Annotated in this window: 23 protein-coding genes and 2 pseudogenes; 21 read left to right on the top strand and 4 right to left on the bottom strand. The window is 65.2% G+C overall.

The genetic code is table 11. The features are described from left to right. Nucleotides 1-223: 223 nt before the first annotated feature. Nucleotides 224-658: a CHRD domain-containing protein gene (locus tag U5A57_RS02180; protein WP_321907741.1), complete on the top strand. Its 435-nt coding sequence runs from the start codon at nt 224-226 to the stop codon at nt 656-658. 155 nt (nt 659-813) lie between these two features. Then, the gene (locus U5A57_RS02185) at nt 814-1,782 is read left to right on the top strand and encodes an alpha/beta hydrolase (protein WP_321907742.1); all 969 of its coding nucleotides are present in this window, start codon (nt 814-816) and stop codon (nt 1,780-1,782) included. On the opposite strand, the gene U5A57_RS02190 is transcribed toward U5A57_RS02185, so the two are convergent. Further along, entirely contained in the window at nt 1,752-2,639 is an 888-nt protein-coding gene (locus U5A57_RS02190) for an EcsC family protein (RefSeq protein ID WP_321907743.1), read from the bottom strand. The genes U5A57_RS02185 and U5A57_RS02190 overlap by 31 nt on opposite strands. A 122-nt stretch (nt 2,640-2,761) precedes the next feature. Between U5A57_RS02190 and U5A57_RS02195 the strand changes: the two genes are divergently transcribed. Together U5A57_RS02195 and U5A57_RS02200 are read left to right on the top strand one after the other, a co-directional pair. Further along, nucleotides 2,762-4,357 carry an MDR family MFS transporter gene (locus tag U5A57_RS02195; RefSeq protein ID WP_321907745.1) on the top strand — a complete coding sequence of 532 codons (1,596 nt, stop codon included), beginning with the start codon at nt 2,762-2,764 and terminating at the stop codon, nt 4,355-4,357. A gap of 85 nt (nt 4,358-4,442) precedes the next feature. After that, nucleotides 4,443-4,919 carry a MarR family transcriptional regulator gene (locus U5A57_RS02200; protein ID WP_321907746.1) on the top strand — a complete coding sequence of 159 codons (477 nt, stop codon included), beginning with the start codon at nt 4,443-4,445 and terminating at the stop codon, nt 4,917-4,919. A 35-nt stretch (nt 4,920-4,954) separates the two neighbouring features. Here the strand turns inward: U5A57_RS02200 and U5A57_RS02205 are convergent, their stop codons facing one another. Then, on the bottom strand, nt 4,955-6,235 hold the full coding sequence (locus tag U5A57_RS02205; protein ID WP_321907748.1) for an amino acid deaminase: 1,281 nt from the start codon (nt 6,233-6,235) through the stop codon (nt 4,955-4,957). A 127-nt stretch (nt 6,236-6,362) separates the two neighbouring features. Between U5A57_RS02205 and U5A57_RS02210 the strand changes: the two genes are divergently transcribed. From U5A57_RS02210 to U5A57_RS02220, 3 genes are all read left to right on the top strand, one after another. Further along, nucleotides 6,363-7,289 (top strand): MurR/RpiR family transcriptional regulator, encoded by a 927-nt coding sequence (locus tag U5A57_RS02210; protein WP_321907750.1) that lies wholly within the window; start codon nt 6,363-6,365, stop codon nt 7,287-7,289. A gap of 34 nt (nt 7,290-7,323) precedes the next feature. Beyond that, on the top strand, nt 7,324-8,805 hold the full coding sequence (locus U5A57_RS02215; protein ID WP_321907752.1) for a D-aminoacylase: 1,482 nt from the start codon (nt 7,324-7,326) through the stop codon (nt 8,803-8,805). An 84-nt stretch (nt 8,806-8,889) separates the two neighbouring features. Then, nucleotides 8,890-9,279 (top strand): RidA family protein, encoded by a 390-nt coding sequence (locus U5A57_RS02220; RefSeq protein WP_028201897.1) that lies wholly within the window; start codon nt 8,890-8,892, stop codon nt 9,277-9,279. 46 nt (nt 9,280-9,325) lie between these two features. Here U5A57_RS02220 and U5A57_RS02225 read toward each other — a convergent pair whose 3' ends face one another. After that, nucleotides 9,326-9,670 (bottom strand): helix-turn-helix domain-containing protein, encoded by a 345-nt coding sequence (locus U5A57_RS02225; RefSeq protein ID WP_321907755.1) that lies wholly within the window; start codon nt 9,668-9,670, stop codon nt 9,326-9,328. Beyond that, nucleotides 9,667-10,040 (bottom strand): annotated as a pseudogene (locus U5A57_RS02230) (type II toxin-antitoxin system RelE/ParE family toxin). The gene U5A57_RS02225 and the pseudogene U5A57_RS02230 overlap by 4 nt, the downstream one beginning before the upstream one ends. 472 nt (nt 10,041-10,512) lie before the next feature. On the opposite strand from U5A57_RS02230, the gene U5A57_RS02235 reads away from it, so the two are divergent. From U5A57_RS02235 to U5A57_RS02295, 14 genes and pseudogenes are all read left to right on the top strand, one after another. After that, entirely contained in the window at nt 10,513-11,472 is a 960-nt protein-coding gene (locus tag U5A57_RS02235) for an IclR family transcriptional regulator (RefSeq protein ID WP_415765053.1), read from the top strand. Next, complete coding sequence (locus U5A57_RS02240; protein ID WP_321907760.1) at nt 11,469-12,494, top strand: 2-dehydro-3-deoxygalactonokinase; 1,026 nt, start codon at nt 11,469-11,471, stop codon at nt 12,492-12,494. The genes U5A57_RS02235 and U5A57_RS02240 overlap by 4 nt, the downstream gene beginning before the upstream one ends. Nucleotides 12,495-12,560: 66 nt before the next feature. Continuing rightward, entirely contained in the window at nt 12,561-13,250 is a 690-nt protein-coding gene (locus U5A57_RS02245) for a 2-dehydro-3-deoxy-6-phosphogalactonate aldolase (RefSeq protein ID WP_321907762.1), read from the top strand. Further along, on the top strand, nt 13,247-14,026 hold the full coding sequence (locus tag U5A57_RS02250) for an SDR family oxidoreductase (protein ID WP_321907765.1): 780 nt from the start codon (nt 13,247-13,249) through the stop codon (nt 14,024-14,026). Before U5A57_RS02245 ends, U5A57_RS02250 begins: the two co-directional genes overlap by 4 nt. 144 nt (nt 14,027-14,170) lie before the next feature. Further along, nucleotides 14,171-15,178 (top strand): arabinose ABC transporter substrate-binding protein, encoded by a 1,008-nt coding sequence (locus U5A57_RS02255; RefSeq protein ID WP_321907767.1) that lies wholly within the window; start codon nt 14,171-14,173, stop codon nt 15,176-15,178. A gap of 77 nt (nt 15,179-15,255) precedes the next feature. Then, a complete protein-coding gene (gene araG / locus U5A57_RS02260) occupies nt 15,256-16,767 on the top strand; it encodes an L-arabinose ABC transporter ATP-binding protein AraG (RefSeq protein WP_321907768.1) in 1,512 nt (503 codons plus the stop codon). A gap of 21 nt (nt 16,768-16,788) precedes the next feature. Then, the gene (araH, locus tag U5A57_RS02265) at nt 16,789-17,805 is read left to right on the top strand and encodes an L-arabinose ABC transporter permease AraH (RefSeq protein WP_321907770.1); all 1,017 of its coding nucleotides are present in this window, start codon (nt 16,789-16,791) and stop codon (nt 17,803-17,805) included. A 49-nt stretch (nt 17,806-17,854) separates the two neighbouring features. Continuing rightward, nucleotides 17,855-18,655 (top strand): SDR family oxidoreductase, encoded by an 801-nt coding sequence (locus tag U5A57_RS02270; RefSeq protein ID WP_321907772.1) that lies wholly within the window; start codon nt 17,855-17,857, stop codon nt 18,653-18,655. Further along, nucleotides 18,652-19,566 (top strand): SMP-30/gluconolactonase/LRE family protein, encoded by a 915-nt coding sequence (locus U5A57_RS02275; RefSeq protein WP_321907774.1) that lies wholly within the window; start codon nt 18,652-18,654, stop codon nt 19,564-19,566. The genes U5A57_RS02270 and U5A57_RS02275 overlap by 4 nt, the downstream gene beginning before the upstream one ends. A gap of 319 nt (nt 19,567-19,885) precedes the next feature. Continuing rightward, nucleotides 19,886-21,052 carry an aldose 1-epimerase gene (locus tag U5A57_RS02280; RefSeq protein WP_321907776.1) on the top strand — a complete coding sequence of 389 codons (1,167 nt, stop codon included), beginning with the start codon at nt 19,886-19,888 and terminating at the stop codon, nt 21,050-21,052. A gap of 140 nt (nt 21,053-21,192) precedes the next feature. After that, nucleotides 21,193-22,008: an orotidine-5'-phosphate decarboxylase gene (gene pyrF / locus U5A57_RS02285; RefSeq protein WP_321907778.1), complete on the top strand. Its 816-nt coding sequence runs from the start codon at nt 21,193-21,195 to the stop codon at nt 22,006-22,008. Nucleotides 22,009-22,191: 183 nt separating this feature from the next. Further along, nucleotides 22,192-22,620 (top strand): nuclear transport factor 2 family protein, encoded by a 429-nt coding sequence (locus U5A57_RS02290; RefSeq protein WP_321907780.1) that lies wholly within the window; start codon nt 22,192-22,194, stop codon nt 22,618-22,620. Between the two features lie 815 nt (nt 22,621-23,435). Then, nucleotides 23,436-23,876 (top strand): annotated as a pseudogene (locus U5A57_RS41645) (ESPR domain-containing protein); the annotation flags it as partial. 39 nt (nt 23,877-23,915) lie between these two features. Beyond that, on the top strand, nt 23,916-26,093 hold a 2,178-nt coding region (locus tag U5A57_RS02295), incomplete at its 3' end, for a beta strand repeat-containing protein (RefSeq protein WP_415774571.1).

Genomic DNA, 26,093 nt, shown 5'->3' on the forward strand with positions numbered 1-26,093 from the left:
GTTGGGGTTGTTGCAAGCATCGCAGAAGGGAGCGCGTAGCGCCGGATGGCAAGAAGGTAGTACTTGGGTTGAAAGGCGCCGCTTGCGGCGCCTTTTTTTATTGCACGCGGCTTACGCAGGGCCGACATCGGCGCAGCGAACGCGCCCGGCGGATTTGCTCTAGCATGTGGGAGCGCGGTTTGCGCCTTCTGGTGCAGCGCGCCACAAAAACAGGAGAAATTCCATGAATTTGCTTCGTCCGCTGCAGTTCGCTCTCGCTCTGTGTGTCCTCGCTTCCAGTGCCGCGTACGCCGACACCGTCGCGCTGAAAGCCGATCTCGAACCGTCCAGCGAAGTGCCGCCGCGTGTGAGCCAGGGCCACGGCATGCTCAACGCCACGTTCGACACGTCCACGAAATCGCTGAACTGGACGGTCACCTACGAAGGCCTCTCCGGCCCGGCGACGGCTGCGCACTTCCACGGTCCCGCGCCGGTTGGACAGAACGCCGGGGTGCAGGTCCCGATTCCGAAGGGCGAAACGGCAAGCCCGATCAAGGGCTCCGCCACGCTCAACGAGCAGCAGGTGACCCAGCTAATGGGTGGCCAGTGGTATTTCAACGTTCATACCGCGCAGAACCCGTCAGGCGAGATTCGCGGCCAGGTGCTGCCCGCCAATTGATCGGCGCGCGATCGTTCGCCTCACTCACCGCATTGCGCGCGCCGCTGGTTCCCGCAATCGAAGTCTGATTGCGGGACTATGTCAATTGACCGTCGACATTAACCGCCACCGAGTGCAGGTTGAGCCCAGTTTGAATGCCGCGGAGGGCTGAACCGATGAGCTGGCAAAGCAGGCTGATCTGCAGGTTCTTGCGCCGCAGCTTTCTGCCGCAAACACGCAAGTCGATCAACGTCGCACGTGTGCGCATGCTGACGGCGAGACGCATCTGGACGCCAGGCGTGCCGAACGGCTGGCGCTTGAGCGAACAGTACGACGCCTCCGATGTCCCGTTGCGCGGCGAGTGGCTCATCCGCGAGCGCTCGCCCGCGCAACGCACGCTTCTCTATTTGCACGGCGGCGGCTATTACTTCTGCTCGCCGCGCTCGCAGCGCGCGATTTCGTTTGGTCTCGGCAAGCGCGCTGACGCCGACGTTTTCTCGCTCGACTATCGTCTCGCGCCCGAGCACCCGTTTCCGGCAGCGCTCGAGGACGCATTGGCCGCGTATCGCCATTTGCTGGCAAACGGAACGCGGCCGGGTTCGATTGTGATTAGCGGCGATTCGGCGGGCGGCGGGCTTGCGCTAGCCGCACTCGTTGCCTTGCGCGACGCGGGCGATCCGCTCCCCGCTGGCGCCGTGCTCTTTTCCCCCTGGACCGATCTCGCGGCCACGGGCGCTTCGATACGCGAGAACGACGGGCGCGATCCCATGTTCAGCGGTGAGGTATTCGCGCGCATTGCGCCGTTCTACCTCGGCTCGGCAAGTGCGACCGATCCCTACGCATCGCCGCTCTATGCGGACTTTCGCGGCTTGCCGCCGCTAAGCCTCTTCGTGGGAAGCTCCGAAACGCTGCTAGACGACACGCGCCGCGTCGTCGAACGCGCGCGCGCCGCCGGCGTGCCGGTGGAGTGCGAGATTGCCAGCGGCATGCCGCATATCTGGCCGATCTATGCGCCGTTCATGCCTGAGGCGCGCCGCACGCTCGACGTCGCCGCGAGCTTCGTGCGCCGCGTGACCGGTGCGCCGGCGCGAGGCGACGAGAAGCCGCAGCCGCCTCAATCGAGCGAGACGTCGATCGCGTCATAGGCCGCGTGCACGGCGGCTTCGCCGTAGCGGCGCTCGAGCCGGCGCACGGTGAAGTGACCATGCGCCACCTGCTGGAAATGGTCGATGAACACGGTATTGACCATGGCGCCGAGCACCGCGCCGATGGCCGGTATCGATTTCGCCGCGACCTGCTCGCTCACTTGCACGGAGAAACGCGCGGCCACGGTCTGCATGAGCTTGAGGAGCGCGGTCGAGCCGTGCGCGGCAAAGCCCTTCGTGGCCATTTCCGACGATGCCGCCGATACCGCCTTCGCAAGCGCGCCGCGCACGATGAAATAGCCGAAGTCGGCTTCGTCGTCGGCAGGCGAGCGGCCGCCCATGCCGAACACGGTCAGGCATTGCAGCTGCGTCTCGGTGCTGGCCAGATCTTCGCCTTCGCTGCGCGCGATGTCGCAAATCGACCGAAACATCAGCGTGGTCGTGACGGGCAACTCGACCGGCAGCGCGAAAAGGCCGAATGCGCCGCCCGCCGCGCCCGTGGTCGCTACTGCGAACTTGTGCAGCAGGTTGCTCCGCTTTGTGCTCGTGCGAGGTTCGGCGGTGGAGAGGGCGCTTTGTTTGCCGAGCGTTTTCAGTGCGAGTTGCAGACACTTGCGCAGCGCGGCTTGCGTCGCGTCGGCCACTTTGTCGTTCGCGACGCCGGGCAGCCGCGCCAGCAACTTTTCCACCGGCGCACCCACGATGGCCGCGAGCTTCATGCCGAGCGGCGGCGTTTCGAGCTGATGTTTGGCGCGCCGCAGCGCGTCGAGATCGAACGCGGTGAAGGCCGCGGCAGCACCCGCGCGGGCCGCTTCGGCAGCGGTGGGTTCGCTCGTGGGTTCGGTGATGGGTTCCATTGCGCTCCCGGATTTTCAGCGACGACGGCGGGGCATCGCCACCGTTCGACGCCCCAGTGTAGTGGATCGCGCCATGCTATGATGAACAATCTTTGACGCGTCAACCGTTGCTGGATCAAAAAATGGCCGTTCATACTGCTGCCCACCATTCGAGCGGGCAGGTTCTGCCGTTCCGGGAGTCGCTGCTCGCGATGCTCGGCGTCTCGTTCGTGACGATGCTCGTCGCGCTCGACCAGACCGTCGTGGGCACCGCGCTGCCGACCATCGTCTCCGAACTGCGCGGCTTCGAGCTTTACGCGTGGGTCGCCACGTCTTATCTGCTCACTTCGGTTATCACCGTCCCCATTTTTGGGCGCCTCGGCGACTATTACGGGCGCAAGCCGTTCGTGATCGCGTCGATTGTCGTCTTCACCGCCGCTTCGGTGCTGTGCGGCGCCGCCAACAGCATGCTGTTCCTTGTGATCGCGCGCGGGTTGCAAGGCATCGGCGGCGGCATGCTGGTCGGCACCGCGTTCGCCTGCATTCCCGATCTCTTTCCCGATTCCGTCGTGCGCCTGCGCTGGCAGGTGCTCATGAGCTCTGCGTTCGGTATCGCCAACGCGGTCGGGCCGTCGCTCGGCGGCTTTCTCACGCAGTACTACGGCTGGCGTTCCGTGTTCTACGTGAATCTGCCCGTGGGCCTGCTTTCGCTGTTTTTCGTGTGGAAGTATCTGCCGCATCTGCGGCATGTCGCGCACGAGGCGCGAATGCGCCTCGACTGGCCGGGTGCGCTTCTCATCGCGATCGCACTCGGCAGCCTGCAGCTTTTCGTGGAGCGTCTGCCGGGGCACGGTCTCAGCGCTTCGGCCATCGGCCTGCTCGCCCTCGCGCTGGCGGCCGGCTGGGCGCTCTGGCAATGGGAGCGCCGTTGCCCGCAGGCCATTCTGCCCGTCGACATGTTCCGCAACGCGAGCCTGAATGCGCTCTTTACGCTGGCCGTGCTGGGCGGCTTCACGATGTTTTCGCTGCTGTTCTATGCCCCGCTCCTGTTCCAGGGCGGCTTTGGCATGACGCCGAAGGACGCGGGCGTCGTCATCACGCCGCTCGTGGTGTTCATCACGATCGGCAGTATCGCGAACGGGCGCGTTGTCTCGCGCATCCGCAATCCGAACCTGATGCTCTACATCGGCTTCACGATGATTGCGGCGGCTTGCTTCGCGGTGGCGCTCGCCACGCGCGGCACGCCGCGCGGCCTGCTCATGGCGTTCATGATCATGGCGGGCGTCGGCCTTGGCTTCGTCATGCCGAACCTCACCGTGTTCGCGCAGCAGACCGCCGGGCGCGAGCATCTGGGCATCGCCACGGCGCTGCTGCAGTCGCTGCGGATGATCGGCGGCATGATCGGCACGGCGCTCACCGGCACGATGGTCACGCAGCTCTATTCGCGCGGTGTGCAGCGCGCGCTGGATGCCGATCACGCCACGCACTGGCTGCCGCAGCTCGCCGACCCGCAGATCCTCATCAACCGCGACGCGCAGGCAACGCTGATCGCCGATCTCACGCACGCCGGGCATAATGGCGCGCCGCTGCTCGAAGCCGCGCGCGAAGCGCTCGTGGGCGCGATTCACCTGGGCATTGCCTTGGCGGCGGTGATCGCAGTGGTGTCGATCTGGCAAACCCGGCGCGTGCCGCCGGTCAAACTGCAGCGCAAGGTGGAGCCCGTCATTCACGCGGATTGAATTGCCTCGGCCCGCAGCCGGCCCGCACTGGGCCAGCAGCGGGTACCGGCAGAAGCCGGCAAGAAAGCCGGCAGGAAAACAAAGCATGGAAATTCAGGATCGCATCGCCATCGTGCAGCAGTTTGGACGGACCTACCGCGCGTTCATGTCGGCGTTCGAGGCGCAGGTCGGGCATCCGCTGCCGCGCTGGCGCATTTTGCTCGCGCTTTACGATCAGGACGGCGTGTCGTCGCAAAAGCGGCTCGTCGAGCGGCTGCGCGTGGACCCGGGCGCGCTCACGCGGCAGTTGAAGGCGCTGGAGTCGCTCGGCTGGATCGCGCGCCGCGCCGACGAGCGCGACAACCGCATCACCAACGTCACGCTGACCGACGCGGGCCGTGCCGTGATCGAAGAGGGCCTGCCGCGCCGCAACGCGTTCCTGAACGTAACGATGTCGCTGCCCGACGATGCGCTCGCGGCGCTGTCGGGCGCGCTGGGGATGATGGAGGCGCGCATCGGCGAGGCGGCCACGGCGGCGGCCGCGCTCGCGCAGGCTCGTGAGGCCGGCTCCGACGCGCGCTGAGCCGGCCTCCCAGTTTTCAACGAGGCATGGCGCACTCAGAAGAACGTTTCGATCACTTCCGTCACGCGATATTTCGCATCGACCATCAGCACCTGGCGCCACTTGTCGAACGTGAGGCAGGGGTGCGAGATGTCGAACGCAATCATGTCGCCGACCTTCAGGTCCGCGCCCGCCGGAATCTTCAGGTAGGCGTGCTGATCCATCATCTGGAACACTTCCCAGCCTTCGCTTGCCGCCACTTCGCGCGGTGCGCCGCCACTCGCCGGGCGATAGTGACGCGACGGTTCCGGAAAGCCGGCGTCGAACGCGGCGTCGCGCTTGCCGAAGCCGATGATGGCGCGGCCCGGCTCCGGAATCGACTGCACGTAGGCCCAAAGCTGCAACGCGGGCAGGAGCGCCACGCCCATCTCGCGCGCCACGGGGTTGCGCGTGAGGATTTGCGATTGAGCCTGCTTGTAGACGCCCACATCGTGCGTGACGTAGCAGCCCGGACGCAGCACCACGTCGATCGTGCCGGCTTGCGTGGCCGGCGCAAATTCTTCCGCGACGATGTCGTACCAGGCCGAGCCCGCGCCCGAGAGCAGCGCGGGCGCGCGCGCGAAGCGGCCGGCGGCGGCCAGTTCCTGGGTGACGTTTAGCGCGTCGCGCAGGAAGGTGCGCACTTCGCTTTCTTCCTTGAGGATGCCCTCGTAGATTTCCACGCCTGCCAGCTTGAGCGAGTCGGGATAGCGCGCGATGGCGGCGAGCACGGCGTTGCGCGTGTCGGTGTCGCGCACGCCCGTGCGGCCGCGCGGCACGCCCAGTTCGAGCAGCACCTGCAGCGTGCGGCCCGCTGCGCGGAAGAACTCGCCCAGGTGCTCCACGCCCTCGACCGAATCGACGAGGCAAAAGAATTCGAAGCTCGCGTCGCTCAGCAGCTCGGCGATGATCGCCATGTTGTGGCGGCCTACGAGCTGGTTCGCCATCAGGACGCGGGAGATACCGCCGCGGTAAGCGGCGCGCGTCTGGTGCGCCGTGGCGAGCGTGATGCCCCACGCGCCCGTCTCGATCTGACGGCGAAAGAGCTGCGGCGCCATCGTCGTTTTGCCGTGCGGGGCGAGCTTCACGCCATAACGCGTGACAAAGTCCTGCATCCACTTGAGGTTGTGCTCGACGCGGTCGGCATAGAGCACAGCTGCCGGCAGGCTCACGTCCTCTTCGAGTAGATTCCATTCGAGGCGCCCCGCGTCCCCGAGCGGCACGCTTGCGCCCGGTACGTTGCCAAGGCCCTTGCTGTTCGGGTCGATTGCTGCACTCTGATAGTTTGTAACTTTCATTTGCCTTCGCTCCATATGCTCCATGCGTCTTATCTACACCGGCGTCTCATGGACCGGCGTTGACTCGGAGATAGTACACAAAGTAACATCGCTTCGTGAATTGTTATTTATTAACAGACTCCCTGCAATGAACACCGCTGCCGATCCGGCTCGCTTCGACATCGTCGCGCGTATTGCGCAATGCGTGCCCGAACTGCGTCCGGCCGAGCGCGACGTGGCCGCGCTGATCCTCGACGATCTTGCCAGCGCCGCGCGCGCGAGCATCGGCGAACTGGCGCAGCGCGCGGGCGTGAGCATTGCCTCGGTCACGCGCTTTGCGAAGGCGGTGGGCTGCCACGACGTGCGCGAACTCAAGCTGCGGCTCGCGCAGGCGGCCGCCGTGGGCGACCGCTTCCTGCGCGGCGGCCACGCTGGCGACTCCGCGGGCGCGGACAAGCCGCGCGCCGCCGATGCCGAAGCCGAACCGCTCGCCACCCGTGTTTACGACGAAATTCACACGGCGCTTGCGCGCAATCACGAACTGCTGCGCCAGGCGCCGTTTGCGCAGGCCGCCGCAGCGCTGGCGCGCGCCCGCATGATCTACGTGTTCGGCATGGGCGGCGGCTCGAGCGCGCTCGCCGACGAAATGCGCTTTCGCCTCGTGCGCCTGGGCCGTCCTGTGGCGTCGTACCAGGACAGCTTGCTGCAGCGCATGGTGGCGAGCACGCTTTCGTCCGAAGACGTGGTCGTCGCGCTTTCCGTAACAGGGCGCGTGCCCGAACTCGTCGATGCGTGCCGGATCGCGCGCGACTACGGCGCGAAGCTCGTCGCGCTCACCGCGCCGGCTTCGCCGCTCGCCGCGCTCGCTGACTGGCTCGTGCCGATCGTCGCGAGCGAGACCGATTTCATCTACAAGCCGTCGTCGTCACGTTACGCGATGATGATGGCACTCGACGTGCTCGTGACCGAACTGGCGCTTGCGCAACCGGAGGCCAGCCGCGAGCTGCTGCGCCGTATGAAACACACGCTGGACGCGCATCGCGGCGGCGGCGAACGCCAGCCGCTCGGTGACTGAGCGTCGAACTGAGAGCCATCCTGAGGAGACGCGTATGCATTCGCACCCCGAAGCCGCCGACACGTTGATCGTCGGCGCCATGCTTTACGACGGCACCGGCGCACCGCCCGCCGAGCGCGACGTGGCGCTGCGCGACGGACGCATCGTCGCGATCGGCAACCTGTCCAACTGGCTCGCGGAAGAGGTGATCGAGGCCAATGGGCGCGCGCTCGCGCCGGGTTTCATCGACGTCCATACGCACGACGACACGCATGTGATCCGCTCGCCGCAAATGCTGCCCAAGATCAGCCAGGGCGTGACGACGGTGGTGGTGGGCAACTGCGGCATCAGCGCGTCGCCGGTCACGCTCAAGGGTGATCCGCCCGATCCGATGAACCTGCTCGGCGAGCGCGATGCGTTCGCCTATCCGACGTTCTCCGCTTACGTCGATGCGGTGAACGCGGCGCGGCCCGCCGTGAACGTGGGCGCGCTGATCGGCCATACGGCGCTGCGCAACAATCACATGAACGATCTGCAGCGCGCCGCCACCGGCGACGAGATCGCGGCCATGCGCGCGCAGCTCGAAGACGCGCTCACGCACGGCGCGCTCGGCCTTTCCACGGGCCTCGCGTATGGTTCCGCGTTCGAGGCGTCGACCGAAGAGGTTGCCTCGCTGGCGGAGCCGCTCGCGTTCGCCGGCGCGGTCTACACGACGCACATGCGCACCGAGTTCGACGCGATTCTCGAGGCGATGAACGAGGCGTACCACATCGGCAAGCATGCGCGCGTACCGGTTGTGATCTCGCATCTGAAGTGCGCGGGCCCTTCCAACTGGGGGCGCAGCACGGAGGTGCTCGCGTCGCTCGAAAGCGCGCGCAAGTATCAGCCGGTGGGGTGCGACTGTTATCCGTATAGCCGCAGTTCTTCCACGCTGGACCTCAAGCAGGTGACAGGCGACATCGACATCACGATCACGTGGTCCACGCCGCACCCCGAGCAGGCCGGCAAGCTGATCAAGGACATTGCGGCCGAGTGGGGCGTGTCGCAGCAGGAAGCGGGCAAGCGCCTGCAGCCGGCGGGCGCGGTGTACCACAACATGTCCGAAGACGACGTGCGCCGCATTCTTTCTCATCCGGCCACGATGGTCGGCTCGGACGGCTTGCCGAACGACCCGTTGCCGCACCCGCGCCTGTGGGGTGCGTTTCCGCGCGTGCTCGGTCACTACGCGCGCGACGCGGCCTTGCTGCCGCTCGAAGAAGCGGTGCGCAAAATGACGGGTCTTTCTGCGCGGCGCTTCGGCCTTTCGCAACGCGGCGAGGTGCATGTGGGCTGGCACGCCGACCTCGTGCTGTTCGACCCCGCCCGCGTGCGCGACGCGGCGACCTTCGAGCAGCCGCAGCAGGTGGCGGAAGGCATCGACGCGGTGTGGGTCAATGGCGTGCTCTCGTACCGCGATGGCCAGCCCACGGGCGAGCGCGCGGGCCACTTCGTCGCGCGTGGCAAGCGCGATGAACAGGCAGAGGCGAACGCCTTTTAAGCAAGCTTTATCTATCGAATTTCGACCCTCGGCGCGCGTGGCCCCAAAAGCCGCGCGCGCCGCACGATCTCAAAGGAGCAAACGATGAAACGAATTGGAGCGGAAGGCGGCAAGGGCCAGGGCGGACAACATCTGCCGTTCGCGCGCGCCGTGGAAGCCGACGGCTGGCTGTATGTCTCGGGCCAGACGCCGATGGAAGGCGGCGAGGTGATCAACGGCGGTATCGTCGAGCAGTCGCACAAGGCCATCCAGAATCTTTTCGCCATCCTCAAGGAAGCGGGCTACGGCGCGGAGCACGTCGTGCGCTGCGGTGTGTGGCTCGACGACGCGCGCGACTTCACGTCGTTCAACAAGGTGTTCCGCGAGTACTTCGGCGAGCATCCGCCGGCACGCGCTTGCGTGCAGTCGAGCATGGTGGTGGACTGCAAGGTCGAAGTGGACTGCGTGGCTTACAAGGCACCGGCCGGGAAGTAAGGGCGCAGCGCATTGCGCGCAGCGTGACAGGAAGCGGCTGCCGGAGTTATCCGGCAGCCGTTTTTTCTTGCGTGCCGCCGTCGCGCGGGGAGGGCACGGTGATGCGCATTTCGACCTTCATGCCCGCGGCTACGGCCATGTTGATGAGCGAATCGAGCGAGAACAGATCGATCTTGCCGCGCATGAGGTCGGACACGCGCGGCTGCGTCACCCCGAAGAGCGCGGCGGCCTGCGTTTGGGTCAGCTTGTTGCGCTTGATGTGCTCTTCGAGGGTGATCATGAGGTCGCTGCGCAGCGTCATGTTCTGCGCGGCTTCGGGCGTGTTTTCGAGCGCGTCCCAGACGCTGTCGAAGCGTTGGCGTTCGTGGTTCCCGTGACTCTGGCGGCTCATGGTTTGGACTCCTTGTTTAAGGCGTCGCGATAGCGGCGCGCGGCAAGCGAAAGATCGACGAAGGCCGTTTTCTCGGACTTCTTCTCAAAACAATGCAGCACATGAATGGCATCGCGGATGTGCGCGACGTAAATCACGCGAAACGCGCCGTTCGAATCGCGAATGCGTATTTCACGCGCACCGCGGCCTACCGGATTCACGGGCTTCCAGTCGTTTGGGTCGAGGCCGCGTTGCACGCGCCGCAATTGCCGCCCGGCTTCCTGACGTACCTGTTCCGGAAACTTCCGCAGATCCGCGAGCGCGCTGCCGCAAACTCCAATGGCTTGGCATGAGCAGAATTATACAAAATTTTATATAAATTCCAGAGCATTGGGCGGCCCGGTATGCACCGGGTATGACTTCGCTCAAGTCTCTGCAGGCTTGCACGGGCGCGCCCTCGCTTGCGTCAACGATCCCGCGGTTTCCGTCCCTCGTTAGCCGTTCGGCTGAGGGCCGTCGTTTTGTTGATTTCCCAATATATGAGCGACCCAATCACATATTGGAGAACTCGAAAAAACCTGCCTACAATCCAGCCATCCGACATGCCGCGATGACCTCGTGCGCGGCAAACACCGTCGGCAGACCCAGATAAATCCGGCGCACGCGCAAGGCGCGCAGCGAACCGGACAGCAAAGGAGACGTCCGCCATGCTTCAGCCAGCGCTTTGCGCGGCCACGCGCCGCCCGCCGCTACATGCCCGATGTGCCCCGGCCGCCCATGCGCCGCGCCGTCTCCCGAAGCAGGGTTCGCGCGCCGCCTGACGGCGCGCGCCTTTTCGACCGTCAGCCTTCATCGCCCTCGCCATGAACAAAGCGATGTCTTCCACACTCGCCGCGAACCTCCCCGAAGAGGCCGCGCCCGTGCAAAACGCCGCGCCCAGCGCCGCCGCAGTGCAATCCGCAGCGCAGCCAAAAGCCCGCCCCGCCGCCGATGAAATCGGCGTCGCGAGCACGCTGCTCGACGGCTCGATGCAGCAGGCCGGCACCCAGACGCTCCTGCGCGGCCTCGCCATTCTCGAAGCCGCCGCGGCCGGCGTGCGCGACCTGCGCTCGTTCGGCGCCGTGCTCGGCACGACGCGCAGCACCACGCACCGCCTGGTTTCGAGCCTCGTGCAAGCGCGCTACCTGCGCCAGGTGCAGGGCGGCTATCTGCTCGGGCCGAAGCTCATCGAACTCGGCACCATCGCGCTCGAGCAGATGCCGCTCACGGCCGTTGCCCGCCCGCATCTGCAGGCGCTCGCCGACGAAACGCTCGACACGATCCACCTCGGCGTGCGAGACGGCGACGACGTGCTGTACATCGACAAGATTCCTGGCCAGCGTGGGCTCGAGATGCGCTCGCGCGTGGGGCACCGCATGCCGCTCGCGTCCACGGGCATCGGCAAGGCGATGATGCTCGACCTCACGCCGCAAACGTGGCGCGATCTGTTCGACGCGTCGCGCCGCACGCTCGCGGGCGTGAGCTTCCGCCCCGATCACAGTCTCGAACCGGAAACCTTCCTCAAGCGCATGGCCACTTACTCGGCGGGCGGGTACACGTTCGATCTGGAGGAGAACGAAATTTCGATCCGCTGTGTCGCGGCGCCGGTGCGCGACGCGTCTGGCGCGATCGTGGCGGCGCTTTCGGTGGCGAGCACGATTCCCTATATGCCGCTCGAGCGAATGGACGAACTGATTGCGGTCGTGCAGCGCGAAGCGCGCGCGATTTCGCAGGAACTGGGCTGGCGCGCGCCGCAGCCCACCACGCGCAGGATTCGCCGATGAAAGCGCGTGAGAAGCCTGCAAGCGGCGCGGCGACCGAAGCTAGCGACGACGCGCTCGCCCGCGAAGCCGCGCTCATCGCGCTCGACTGGGGCACGACCTCGCTGCGTGCGTATTTGTTCGATGCGGCAGGCAAGGTGATCGCCACGCGCGTTTCGACGGCGGGGATCATGAATCTGCCTGTGCCAGCCGAAGAAGGCGGCTTCGACGCCGCCTTCGACGAAGCGTGCGGCGTGTGGCTCGCGCAAGCGCCCGCGCTGCCGGTGCTGGCGGCGGGCATGGTCGGCAGCGCCCAGGGCTGGGTGCAGGCGCCTTATGTCGAGACGCCGGCGAGCGCCCAGGCGTTGGTGGCCGGCATTGTGCGCGTGCGCGCTGCGTGCGGCGCCGAAGTCGCCGTGGTGCCGGGCGTCCTGGAGCCGGGGGCGCTGCCCAACGTGATGCGCGGCGAGGAAACGCAGATTTTCGGCGCGTTGAGCGGATCAAGCGACGAGAATGCGGCGCAACCGTCGCTCGTCGGCCTGCCCGGCACGCACGCGAAATGGGTGGTCGTGGAGGGCGAGCGCATTGCGCGCTTCTACACCTTCATGACGGGCGAGGTCTACGCGGCGCTATGCGCGCATACGATCCTGGGTCGCACGATGAAGCATCCCGTCGAGCCCGATACGGCCGCGTTCCTGCGCGGCGTGAGCGTGGCGCGCGAGCAGGGCTGCGTGGGCCTGCTTGCCACGGCGTTCAGCACGCGCACGCTCGGCCTCACGGCCCAGCTCGCCGCCGACGAGCAGCCCGACTATCTCTCGGGGCTCGTGATCGGGCACGAACTGGCAGGCCTCGAAGCGGCGCTGGCGCGGCGCGACGTGGCGCTGGCCGGTTGCGCGCCGCAGCTCATCGGCGCCGAGTCGTTGTGCGAGCGCTACCGCATGGCGCTTGCCGCATTCGGATGCAGCGGCGCGCATCTCGTGCGTCATGCGACCGAACACGGACTCTGGCGCATTGCGGTGCAGGCCGGACTCGTCGCGCCGCGCTAAACGCGCACCGACGAATCGAGCCTGCGGAATCGAACCAGACACGAAGCCAAGCAACAGGAAGCCGACATGGAACCCGAACTGAATCTGCCCGCCCCGTACACGCCACACGCCGGCTTCGTCGCTGCGTTCGGCGCGTGCGGCATGGTCGCGATCGTGCGCGGCATCAAACCCGCCGAAGCCGCCGAGCATGGCCGCGCGCTTTACGAAGCGGGCTTCCGGATCATCGAGGTGCCGCTCAATTCGCCGCAGCCGCTCGACAGCATCGCGGCATTGCGCGAGGCGCTGCCCGAGGACGCGATGATCGGCGCGGGCACCGTGCTCACGACCGAGCGCGTGCGCGACGTGCGCGAAGCGGGCGGCGAGCTGATCGTGATGCCGCACGCCGATACCGATGTGATTCTCGCCGCGAAGCTCCAGGGCCTCGCGTGCGTGCCCGGCGTCGCCACGCCGACCGAAGCGTTCGCGGCGCTCAAGCACGGCGCCGACGCGCTCAAGATGTTCCCCGCCGAGCAACTCGGGCCGGCCGTGACGAAGGCGTGGCGCGCCGTGATTCCGCCGGTGGTGCCGCTGCTGCCCGTGGGCGGCGTGAAGCCCGACAACATGGGGCCGCAGCTGGCGGCAGGCGCGAGCGGTTTCGGCCTGGGTTCGGCGCTCTACAAGCCGGGCCAGGACCCGGCGGCTACGCGCGCGAACGCGCTGGCTTTCATCGAAGGCTGGCGGGTGACGCAACTGAGCGCGCACGGAGCGCAAAAGTGAATCGCCTCGCGGGCAAGGTCGCACTCGTGACGGGCGCCGGACGCGGCATCGGTGCGGCGATCGCGCGGGCGTTCGCGGCCGAGGGCGCCGCCGTCGTGCTCGCGGAACTCGATGGCGCGACGGCCGCAGCCACAGCGCGCGAGATTGCAAACGCCTGCGAAGGCGCGCGCACGCTCGCGGTCCAAACCGACGTGACGCAGAGCGCTTCGGTGCGCGCCGCCGTGGAAGAAGCGCAACGCGCGTTCGGCCCGGTCGACGTGCTCGTGAACAACGCCGGCATCAACGTGTTCGCCGACCCGCTCACGATGACCGACGACGACTGGCGCCGCTGCTTCGCCGTCGATCTGGACGGCGTGTGGAACGGCTGCCGCGCGGTGTTGCCGGGCATGGTCGAGCGGCGCGCGGGCAGCATCATCAATATCGCCTCGACGCACGCGTTCCAGATCATTCCGGGCTGCTTCCCGTACCCAGTGGCGAAGCACGGTGTGATCGGGCTCACGCGTGCGCTCGGTATCGAGTACGCGCCGAAGAACGTGCGCGTGAACGCGATCGCGCCGGGCTACATCGAAACGCAGCTCACGCACGACTGGTGGAACGCGCAGCCCGACCCGCAAGCCGCGCGCAAGGCCACGCTGGAGCTGCCGCCGATGAAGCGCATTGGCCGCCCGGAGGAAGTCGCGATGACGGCGGTGTTTCTCGCTTCGGACGAAGCGCCGTTCATCAACGCGAGCTGCATCACGATCGATGGCGGCCGCACGGCACTGCATCACGAATGAAAGATGTGAACAAGTAATTCGCAGCACGAAGGAATAACGAACACGCAGCAATCCGCCGAAACGCTGGCCGCGCGTTTTCGGTGGGTAAAAGAAGAGGCGGCCGATACCCTTCCCGTGACTGAAGAAGACAAGGAGACTGACAACATGCAACGACGCATCTTTCTGACGCTGATAGCCGCCGCGGTCACCGCAAGCGTGACGCTCGCGCAAGCGCCCATTGCACAGGCCGCCGACCAGGTGAAGATCGGCTTTCTCGTGAAGCAGCCCGAAGAGCCGTGGTTCCAGGACGAATGGAAGTTCGCGGAAATGGCCGCGAAGGAAAAGGGCTTCACGCTGGTGAAGATCGGCGCGCCCTCGGGCGAGAAGGTGATGAGCGCGATCGACAACCTGGCCGCGCAAAAGGCGCAGGGCTTCATCATCTGCACGCCTGACGTGAAGCTCGGACCGGGCATCGTTGCCAAGGCCAAGGCCGACAACCTCAAGATGATGACGGTGGACGACCGTCTCGTGGACGGCGCGGGCAAGCCGATCGAGTCGGTGCCGCACATGGGCATCTCGGCGTACAACATCGGCAAGCAAGTGGGTGATGGCATTGCCGCTGAAATCAAGAAGCGCGGCTGGGACATGAAGGACGTCGGCGCGATCGACGTGACTTACGAGCAGCTGCCGACGGCGCATGACCGCACGACGGGTGCGACCGATGCACTCGTGGCCGCAGGCTTCCCGAAGGCGAACATCGTGATGGCGCCGCAAGCGAAGACCGACACGGAAAACGCCTTCAACGCCGCCAACATCGCGCTCACGAAGAACCCGCAGTACAAGCACTGGGTCGCTTACGCGCTGAACGACGAAGGCGTGCTCGGCGCCGTGCGCGCAGCGGAAGGCCGCGGCTTCAAGGCCGACAACATGATCGGCATCGGCATCGGCGGTTCGGACTCGGCGTTGAACGAGTTCAAGAAGCCGGCCCCGACGGGCTTCTACGGCACCGTCATCATCAGCCCGAAGCGCCATGGCGAGGAAACCTCGGACCTGATGTACACGTGGATCACGCAAGGCAAGGAGCCGCCGCTGCTCACGCTGACGAGCGGCATGCTCGCCACGCGCGACAACGTGGAAAGCGTGCGTCAGCAGATGGGTCTCGCTTCGAAGTAAGTTTGAGAGACGTGGTTTGAGGTGTTTCCCGTTGCGGGGCGCATGCCCCGCAACGCATCGAATGAGAGGAAACCGAAGTGTCAGCGACACTGCGTTTTGACAATATCGGCAAGGTGTTCCCAGGCGTGCGCGCGCTCGACGGCGTGTCGTTCGAGGTGAACGCGGGCGAAGTGCATGGCCTCATGGGCGAGAACGGGGCGGGCAAGTCCACGCTCCTGAAGATCCTCGGCGGCGAGTATCAGCCCGATTCCGGCCGCATCCTGATGGATGGCAACGAGGTGCACTTTTCCGATGCGGCGGCTTCGATCGGCGCGGGCATCGCGGTGATTCACCAGGAGCTGCAGTACGTGCCCGACCTCACCGTGGCGGAAAACCTGCTGCTCGGCGCGTTGCCCAATGCGCTTGGCTGGGTGAAGCGTGGCGAGGCGCGCAAGTTCGTGCGTGAGCGCCTCGCCGCCATGGGCGTGGATCTCGATCCGGCTGCCAAGCTGCGCAAGCTTTCCATCGCGCAACGCCAGATGGTGGAAATCTGCAAGGCGCTCTTGCGCAATGCGCGCGTGATCGCGCTCGACGAGCCCACCAGCTCGCTCTCGCACCGCGAGACTGAGGTGCTGTTCAAGCTCGTGCGCGAACTGCGCGCCGACAATCGCGCGCTCATCTACATCTCGCACCGCATGGACGAGATCTACGAGCTGTGCAATGCGTGCACGATCTTCCGCGACGGCCGCAAAGTCGCCTCGCATGAAAAGCTCGAGGAGGTGAGGCGCGAAACGCTCGTCCACGAAATGGTGGGCCGCGAGATCAGCGACATCTACAACTACACGCCGCGCGAGCATGGCAATGTGCGCTTCGCCGTGCGCGGCATTGAAGGCCATCCGCTGAACGAAGCGGCCAGCTTCGAGGTGAAGGCGGGCGAGATCGTCGGGTTCTTCGGGCTCGTCGGTGCGGGGCGCAGCGAACTGATGCAGCTCATCTACGGCACGCACAAGCGGCGCGCGGGCGAAATCGAACTCGATGGCAAGACCATTCGCGTGAAAAGCGCGAGCGACGCGATTCGCCATGGCATCGTGCTGTGCCCGGAAGACCGCAAGGAGCAGGGCATCGTTGCGATGGCAACGGTATCGGAGAACATCAACATCAGCTGCCGCCGGCATTTCCTGCGCGCGGGCATGTTCCTCGACCGCAAGAAGGAAGCGGAAACGGCGGATCGCTTCATCAAGCTGCTGAAGATCAAGACGCCGAGCCGCCGCCAGAAAATCCGCTTTCTCTCGGGCGGCAACCAGCAGAAAGCGATTCTTTCGCGCTGGCTCGCCGAACCGGACCTGAAAGTCGTGATTCTGGACGAACCGACGCGCGGTATCGACGTCGGTGCGAAGCATGAAATCTACAACGTGATCTACCAGCTTGCCGCGCGCGGCTGCGCGATCGTGATGGTGTCGTCGGAATTGCCGGAAGTGCTCGGCGTGTCGGATCGCATCGTGGTGATGCGCGAAGGCCGTATTTCGGGCGAGTTGCCGCGCAGCGCGGCGAGCGAACACGCGGTGCTTGACCTCGCGCTGCCCAAGCGCGTGCAGGCCAAGGCTGCATGAGTGGACGGGGAGGAAACTGAAATGCAAGCAAGAGAAAATCTGGCGGCTGAAACCGCCAAGAGCGTCGCCGACGCGTTGATTCCGAGTCCCACCGACAAGCAGAAATGGTGGCAGCAGATCACCGAGTACAGCCTGATCGTGATTTTCGCGGTCATGTTCATCGTGATGTCGCTGACTGTCGATCACTTCTTCTCGATCGAGAACATGCTCGGCCTTGCGCTGTCGGTCTCGCAGATCGGCATGGTGGCCTGCACGATGATGTTCTGTCTCGCCTCGCGCGACTTCGACCTTTCCGTGGGTTCGACGGTCGCGTTCGCGGGCGTGCTTTGCGCGATGGTGCTCAACGCCACGAACAACACGTTCATCGCCATCGTTGCGGCGGTGGCGGCGGGCGCCGCGATTGGCTTCGTGAACGGCGCGGTGATCGCGTATCTGCGCATCAACGCGCTGATCACCACGCTCGCCACGATGGAAATCGTGCGCGGCCTCGGCTTCATCGCCTCGCACGGCCAGGCCGTGGGCGTGTCGTCGGATACGTTCATCGCCATGGGCACGGCCTCGCTCTTCGGCGTGCAACTGCCGATCTGGGTGACGCTCGTCTGCTTCATCGTGTTCGGCGTGATGCTCAATCAAACCGTGTACGGGCGCAATACGCTCGCGATCGGCGGCAATCCGGAGGCGTCGCGCCTCGCCGGCATCAAGGTCGAGCGCACGCGCGTGTGGATCTTCCTGATTCAGGGCGCAGTCACCGCGCTCGCGGGCGTGATTCTCGCCTCGCGTATCACGTCGGGCCAGCCGAACGCGGCCGAAGGCTTCGAGCTGAACGTGATCTCGGCGTGCGTGCTGGGCGGCGTCTCGCTGCTGGGCGGCCGCGCAACGATCTCGGGTGTGGTGATCGGCGTGCTGATTATGGGCACCGTCGAAAACGTCATGAATCTGCTCAATATCGACGCGTTCTACCAGTACCTCGTGCGCGGCGCGATCCTGCTCGCGGCAGTGCTGCTCGATCAGTTGAAGAACCGTGGAACACGAGATTAAATCCGGCGATTAAACCCCGGACTGAGCCATTCATCAGGAGCCCAACACGATGTCGTCTCCCGCTAACGCGCTCGCGCGCCACGCGCATGAAAACTACGCGCGCTACCCGAGCCTGGCCGACCGCGTGGTGCTGATCACAGGCGGCGCGACCGGCATCGGTGCGTCGTTCGTCGAACACTTCGCGGCGCAGGGCGCGCGCGTCGCGTTCTTCGATATCGACGCGAGCGCAGGCCAGGCGCTTGCCGACGAACTTGGTGACTCGCGCCACAAGCCGCTTTTCGCGGCCTGCGACCTCACCGATATCGGCGCGCTGCGCGCCGCCATTGCCGACGTGAAAGCGGCGCTCGGGCCGATTCAGGTGCTGGTGAACAATGCCGCCAACGACCGCCGCCATACGCTGGCCGAAGTCACGCCGGAATCCTTCGACGAGTGCGTCGCTGTGAACGTGCGGCACCAGCTGTTTGCCGCACAGGCCGTGGCGGAAGACATGAAAGCCGCACGCGCGGGCTCGATCATCAACCTGGGCTCGATCAGCTGGATGCTCAAGCAGTGGGGCATGCCTGTCTACACGCTGAGCAAGTCGGCGGTGCAGGGGCTCACACGCGGGCTCGCGAAGGATCTCGGACGCTATGGCATCCGCGTGAATTCGCTCGTGCCGGGCTGGGTGATGACGGAGAAGCAACGCCGCCTCTGGCTCACCGACGAGGGGCGTGAGGACATCAAGCGCGGCCAGTGCATCGACGCCGAACTGCTGCCCGAAGACCTCGCGCGCATGGCGCTCTTTCTCGCCGCCGACGACAGCCGCATGATCACGTCGCAGGACATCATCGTGGACGGAGGCTGGGCATGAGCGCAAGCGATGGCGCTTCGAGCGAAGCGGTGGCCGAACTGCTCGTGCACGCGAAGTGCGAGCTGGGCGAGGGCGCGACCTGGTGCGCACGCCGCGGCCGGCTCTACTGGGTCGACATCACCGGCAAGCATCTCGCGCGTTACGACCCGCGCGACGGCAAGCACCTGACCTGGGCGATGCCGGAACGCCTGGCGTGTTTCGCGCTTTGCGAGGACGAACGCACGCTGTTGCTGGGTCTTGAGTCCCGCCTCGCGTTCTTCGACCTGGAGACGGGCGCGATCGAGACCATTGTTGAAGTGGAGCCCGGCGTGCCCACGCGCCTGAACGACGGGCGCTGCGACCGCCAGGGCCGCTTCGTGTTCGGCACGAAGTACGAGGGCACGCCGAGGCAAGCCATTGGCGGCTTTTACCGGCTCAATCGCGACCTCACGCTCGAACGCCTGCCGCTGCCCGCTCCGGCGATCTCGAACAGCATCGCGTTCAGCCCGGACGGCGCGACGATGTACTACTGCGACACGCTCTCGCGCGAGATTCGAGCGTGCGACTACGGCGCCGATGGAACGATTGCAAACCCGCGCACGTTTGTCACGCTCACCGATGACACCGGTGTGCCGGACGGCTCGACCGTCGACGCCGAAGGCGGCCTCTGGAACGCGCAGTGGGGCGGCGAGCGCGTGGTGCGTTACGGCGCCGATGGCGTGGAAACCGAGCGAGTAAAGATTCCCACAGCGCAGCCAAGCTGCGTTACGCTCGGCGGTGCGCTTCTGGACACGCTTTATGTCACGAGCGCGCGCGAGGAAATGGACGAGGAGGCCCTCGCGCGCGAGCCGCATGCAGGCGGCGTGTTCGCGGTCCGGATTGGCCGCCAGGGCCTTGAAGAACCGCGGTTTCAAGGGCGTCGGCGCGTTTGAATTCGTTGTATCGCGTGTCACCCGCAATGCATGCGCGCGCTTATGTCAGACGATAGGTGCGCGCTGACCGCGGGTGAGTGCGCGAACCGCCGCGCGTAGCGAGCAGCCCAAATAGACGGATAGCCGTTGCAGTTCAGCAACAGATGCAGTCGATCGATAGTGTGCAGTTGGCTTTGCCAGTACCACTAGAAGGGCGAACACAAGAAGCGGCCGCAGGCCTGTGCAAATGCGAGCAGACGAGCAAGCGCACGGCGCCGGAAGGCCACCAGTGAGCCGCCTTTTGCGGCGGCAATCAAACATGCCTCTCGAGGAGCATCTTATGAGCGTCGCGAATTCCGCTGTGCGTCGATCCCCCCGTTCCACCACTCACGCAGGCGCTGCCGCAAGCGCGCCGTCTTCCGCGCCCGTTGTCTCGCCTGCCGCCGCCGCGCGCCGCGCGCGGCTCGAAGCCGCCACCCATCCTGTCATGCCGGGGCCAAGCACTTCGGCGGTGGCCATCGGCGCGGCCGGCTCGAGCGACGTGGCCTGCGTGACGCTCGCGAACGCGTATCTGAGGCTCGACGTCGCGCCCCAACTGGGCGGCGGAATCACACGCTTCGACTGGCGCAGCGAAGGTGCGCTCGAACCCGTGTTTCGCCGCTGCGAGCGCGTGAGCGCGCGCATGGACCCGAACGAGCTTGCATGCTATCCGTTGCTGCCGTATTCGAATCGCATTGGCGAGGGGCGCTTTCACTTTGGCGGACGCGATATCGAAGTGCCGCGCAATCGCGCGAGCGAACCGCTGCCGATTCACGGTGACGGCTGGCTCGCACCGTGGAGCGTCGAAAGCGCTGATCGAGAAAATGTGCGGCTCGTGCTCGACCGCAGCGACGGCGAACCTTATTCGTACCGCTCGGCGCTCACCTACGCGCTCGACGGCGCCACGCTCACGATCGCCCTTGAAGTGGAGAACACGGGCCGCGACGCGCTGCCGTTCGGCCTCGGCGTGCATCCTTTCCTCGCGCGTGACGCCAGCACCGAACTCTCCGCACCCGCAAGCGGCCTGTGGCTCTCGGGCCAGGACTGGCTGCCGGTGCGCCACGTGCCCGCGCCGCCTGCCTGGCAATTCGGTATTGCCTATCCGCTGCCGGCGCAGCTCGTGAACCATGCGTTCAGCGGCTGGAGCGGACGTGCCGCCGTGGTGTGGGAGCGCCGCCGGCTCTCGCTTTCGATCTGCGCCAACACCGACTATTACGTGCTCTATACGCCGCCCGGCGCGGACTTCTTCTGCTTCGAGCCCGTCGATCATCCGATCAATGCGATGAATCTGCGCGGCGGTGGCGACGCGAACGGCATGACCGTGCTCGCGCATGGGGAGCGGCTCGTGCGGCGTTTTTCGTTCACTGTCGAGCGCATGGACATGCGCGCGGCGGCGAGCCCGCATCGTGCCGGAGCGCGCGGCCGGGCGGGGACGCGCGGCGGCAAGGGCGCACGCTCGCGGGCCTGACGCATGGCGGCGCTATGCGCTCATTTCGTCCGATGATTCGTCTCGCGGCCGCGCCGGAGGTGGCGTGGCGCGGCCGGAGATCCTCAGCCGGGTAAAATACGCGCCGTTTTCCTTATTCGGCTCGCTGCGAGCTTCCTATCATGACCTCCTTCACCCAGACCCTCGGCGCCGCCTGGCAGCGCACTGGCTCTCTGCTGTGCGTGGGCCTCGACCCCGAGCCGACGAAATTCCCGGCCGCGCTGGCCGGCCGCAGCGACGCGATTTTCGAGTTCTGCCGCGATATCGTCGACGCCACGGCGCCTTATGCGAGCTCGTTCAAGCCGCAGATCGCGTACTTCGCCGCGCACCGCGCCGAAGATCAGCTCGAAGCGCTGATTGCGCACATCCACGAAAAGCATCCGGGCCTGCCCGTCATTCTCGACGCCAAGCGCGGCGACATCGGCAGCACCGCCGAGCAGTACGCGCGCGAAGCGTTCGAACGCTTCAAAGCGGACGCGGTGACGGTCAATCCGTATATGGGCTTCGACTCGATCGAGCCGTGGCTCGCGCATAAGGGCAAGGGCGTGATCGTGCTGTGCCGCACGTCGAACCCTGGCGGTTCCGATCTGCAGTTCCTGACGGTTGACGGCAAGCCGCTTTATCAGGTCGTGGCCTCGCTCGCGGCGCAAAAGTGGAACGCCAGCGGCGAGCTTGGCCTCGTGGTGGGCGCGACGTTCCCGAAGGAGATCGAGACCGTGCGTGCGATCGTAGGCGACATGCCGCTGCTGATTCCGGGCATCGGCGCGCAAGGCGGCGATGTCGAGTCGACCGTGAAGGCGGGCCGCACTGCAAACGGCACGGGCATGCTCATCAACTCGTCGCGCGCGATCATTTACGCGAGCAATGGCGAAGACTACGCGCAGGCAGCTGCAACGGCTGCCAGGGACACGCGGGACCGCATCAACGCGTTTCGCTGAATCGAAAGGCAGATCGAGAACCGCTTTGCCTTTCGAACTCCTCCTATGTGATCGGACGAACCGCTTAACTAAGATCAATCTTGTTAGCCGATTCGAACACAGTTCGGGCTGCGTAACTGGTTGCGCTCGCTTGCGTTTGTTAGGCTCGCGATCCGAATGGTCATGTAGAGAGAGGAATCCAAGATGATGAAACGCCTACTCCTGGCTGCTGCAGCGGGGCTCGTGCTTGCCAGTGCGGGTGCCCAATCCAGGGAGCCGGTGACAGATGAAGCGGCGATTCAGCAGGTGGAGCAAACCTGGGTGCGCGCCACCGCGAAGGGCGACAAGGCGGTATTGGACCGTCTGCTCGACAATTCGTACGTCGAAACGACTGCCAATGGTCAACGCCGTTCGAAGTCGGATGTGTTGGTCGCCCCGCCGCCCGCACCTGGTTCGTCGCAAACTCTGGCCGACGTCGAGGTGCGATTCAATGGCGATACGGCCGTGGTGACGGGGGTCAATCAATACCGCCACGTTGCGACCGATGAGCCGCAGAACTACACCTTCACCGACGTATTCGTCCGGCGCGATGGTACGTGGCGAGCTATCGCTTCGCAGTCGTCCCGCTACTAAACCAGACGGCAAGGCGAGTCCTTGCCAGTTCGGCCAATTCTTGCATTCGTGCGCCACTCGTCGCGGCGGCGCTCGCATCTATCTCTGTCAGGCACGTCTCTCGACGTGTCCTTTCACTAGCTTCACCAGTCAACATCCCCCTTGCGGTGCTTGCGCCGGCCGGCCGCGCCGTTGCGATGGGTCGTTCTCCACTGCACGTCGCGGTTGGTGCGGCGAACGGTTTTCCCTCAGTCGTTCACCCTGGACTTGCTTCACGGACAGCATTGACCGGCGCAGCGCCGCGCATTGCGACATCGTGCATTTAAAACATTCTTAATATTTCGTTTTGCATTAGCTCTATTCCCCGGCGCGATGCAGAGAAATTAAGAGTTCTCTGATACGTCTCGCCTCTTCTCCTCCGTAACATCGCATGCTTCATAGCGGGAAGAGTGTGCGCACATCCGACATGGATCGCACGCCTGCTCGCCGCCCATTGGGGAGCACCCGATAGACGGGAATGTTCAGTTGCGACGGCGACGTGGCATTCGCCGTCTGGCAGCGCCGTCCGTGATTCGTCTTTATCCGCCCGCTGCATGTGGCGCTGCATTTCGCGTAATCGAATTCCTCCGATTGGTTCCGATGCTGTCGGAGCAGAAACTACGTATATGGAGTCGAGCGGCACGTCAGACTGAACTGCATAAACAAATCAATGATTCGCGCTTCGCCGGGATTCGCCGCGAAGCGAGGCAATTCGAGCCGGTCTGAACGAGGCTTCAGCTGGGAACGGACACACAAATATTTTTTGAACATCTTTATAGATTAATTGGGATTGCTAAATGAACAGGACATATCGTTCAGTTTGGAATGAAGCGACAGGGACGTGGGTCGCCGCTTCGGAATTGGCCACCGGCCGCAAGAAGAAGGCGTCGTCTGCGTTGGTGTTGAGATGCTCTGCGGCTGTCGGGCTTGCCGCTGTGTCGCTGAGCGCGGCCGCGTCTGCCCTCGATGGCGGCAACATTGGCGGTAACGGCACTAGTGCTGCACTTTCCATCGGTACTGGAAGCAGTGCGACTTCTAGCGGCGATATCTCAATAGGTGCCGGCAGCAATACCTACCACACGGTTGCCTCGGGCGGCAATTCCATTGCAATGGGTATTAACGCAACCGCGTCGGCCGCCTCTACGATTGCAATCGGCACGGCCTCTCTGGCCACGGGGTCTACGGCGCTCGCATTGGGCTATGCGGCGACTGCTTCGGCAGGGAACGCCTTGGCGTTGGGCGTAAACGCGGTTGCCTCGGGCGTTAGCGCGATTGCGATGGGTAGCAGTGCAGTGGCTGGAGGTGCTACCTCGCTGGCAATGGGCAGCGGAGCGAATGCCGGGAACACGAACTCGGTGGCGATCGGCAACGGTGCAAACGCCTCGGTTGCGAACTCTGTGGCGTTGGGTAACGGTGCGACCACCGGCACGGTGGTCGGTACCCCGAGCGGCGTGATCGGCGGCACGACCTACAACTACGCGGGCACGAACCCGACCGGTACAGTCAGCGTGGGGGCGGCGAATACCGAGCGTACGATCACGAACGTGGCGGCGGGCCAGGTGACGGCGGCGAGCACCAATGCCGTGAACGGCTCGCAGCTCTACGCGACCAACACGCAGGTTACGGTCAACTCGACCAACATCTCGAATCTTCAGGGCTCGGTCACGACGCTTCAAGGCCAGGTCACGACGCTGCAGGGCAACGTCACGACGCTGCAAGGCAACGTCACGACCATCAATGGCCAGATCACGAACATGCAAGGCCAACTGGCCAATGCGGTGCTGTACGACTCGTCGGCGCACAACTCGGTGACGCTGGGCGGCACGGGCGCGACCTCGGCGGTGGCGCTGCACAACGTGGCGAACGGTGTGCTGAGCGCATCGAGCCTCGACGCGGTGAACGGCTCGCAGCTGTACGCTACGAACACGAACGTCACGAACCTCTCGAACACCGTCAACAACATCAACAACGGCGGCGGGATCAAGTACTTCCATACGAACTCGACGCTGGCAGACTCGTCGGCAACGGGCACGAACAGCACGGCAATCGGTCCGCAGGCGGCGGCCTCGGCGGCCAACGCGATCGCGATTGGCAATGCTGCGAACGCTTCGGTTGCGAACTCCGTTGCACTGGGCAACGGAGCGACCACGAGCGCGGCTGTGGGTACGGCAAGTGGCGTGATCGGCGGCACGACTTACACCTACGCGGGTACGAGCCCGACGGGCACGGTGAGCGTTGGCGCTTCGGGCTACGAGCGCACGGTCACGAACGTGGCGGCAGGCCAGGTGACGGCGGCCAGCACGGACGCGGTGAATGGCTCGCAACTTTTTGCGACGAACACGCAGGTTACGAAGAACACGTCGGATATCTCGAATCTCTACAGCGAGATCACGAACATCAGCGGAGGCTCCGTCGATGCCGTTCTGTACGACTCGTCGGCGCACAACTCCGTGACGCTGGGCGGCACGGGTGCGAGCGCGGCAGTAGCACTGCACAACGTGGCCAACGGTGCGCTAAGTGCATCTAGCCTTGACGCGGTGAACGGTTCGCAGCTGTACGCGACCAACACCAATGTGTCGAATCTGGCAGGCAACGTGACGACCCTTCAGGGCAATGTCACTACGCTGCAAGGTAACGTGTCGAACATCAACAGCCAGATCACGAACATCAACGGCAAGCTCAACGATGCCGTTCTGTATGACTCGTCGGCACATAACTCGGTGACGCTGGGCGGCACGGGCGCGTCTGCGGCAGTGAAGCTGACCAACGTGGCCAACGGCACGCTGAGCGCATCGAGCCTCGACGCGGTGAACGGTTCGCAGCTGTATGCGACGAACACGAACGTGTCGAACCTTGCGGGCAACGTGACGACCATCAACGGCCAGATCACGAACATGCAGGGCCAACTGGCCGATGCGGTGCTGTACGACTCGTCGGCGCATAGCTCGGTGACGCTGGGCGGCACGGGTGCGACCTCGGCAGTGGCGCTGCATAACGTGGCGAACGGCGCGCTGAGCGCGTCGAGCCTGGACGCGGTGAACGGTTCGCAGCTGTACGCGACCAACACGAACGTGTCGAACCTCGCGGGCAACGTCACAAACCTCGCCGGTGACGTGACGACCATCCAGGGCAACATCTCGACGCTCTCGGGTGATGTGACGACACTCAACGGCCAGATCACGAACATCAACGGCAAGCTCAACGATGCGGTTCTGTACGACTCGTCGGCACATAACTCGGTGACGCTGGGCGGCACGGGTGCCACTTCGGCAGTCGCGCTGCACAACGTGGCCAACGGCGCGCTGAGCGCTTCGAGCCTTGACGCGGTGAACGGCTCGCAGCTGTACGCGACGAACACGAACGTGTCGAATCTCGCGGGCAATGTGACGAACCTCGCCGGTGACGTGACGACCATCAACGGCCAGATCACGAACATGCAGGGCCAACTGGCCGAT

It is taken from the genome of Paraburkholderia sp. J11-2 (genome assembly GCF_905220185.1).
Lineage (GTDB): Bacteria > Pseudomonadota > Gammaproteobacteria > Burkholderiales > Burkholderiaceae > Paraburkholderia.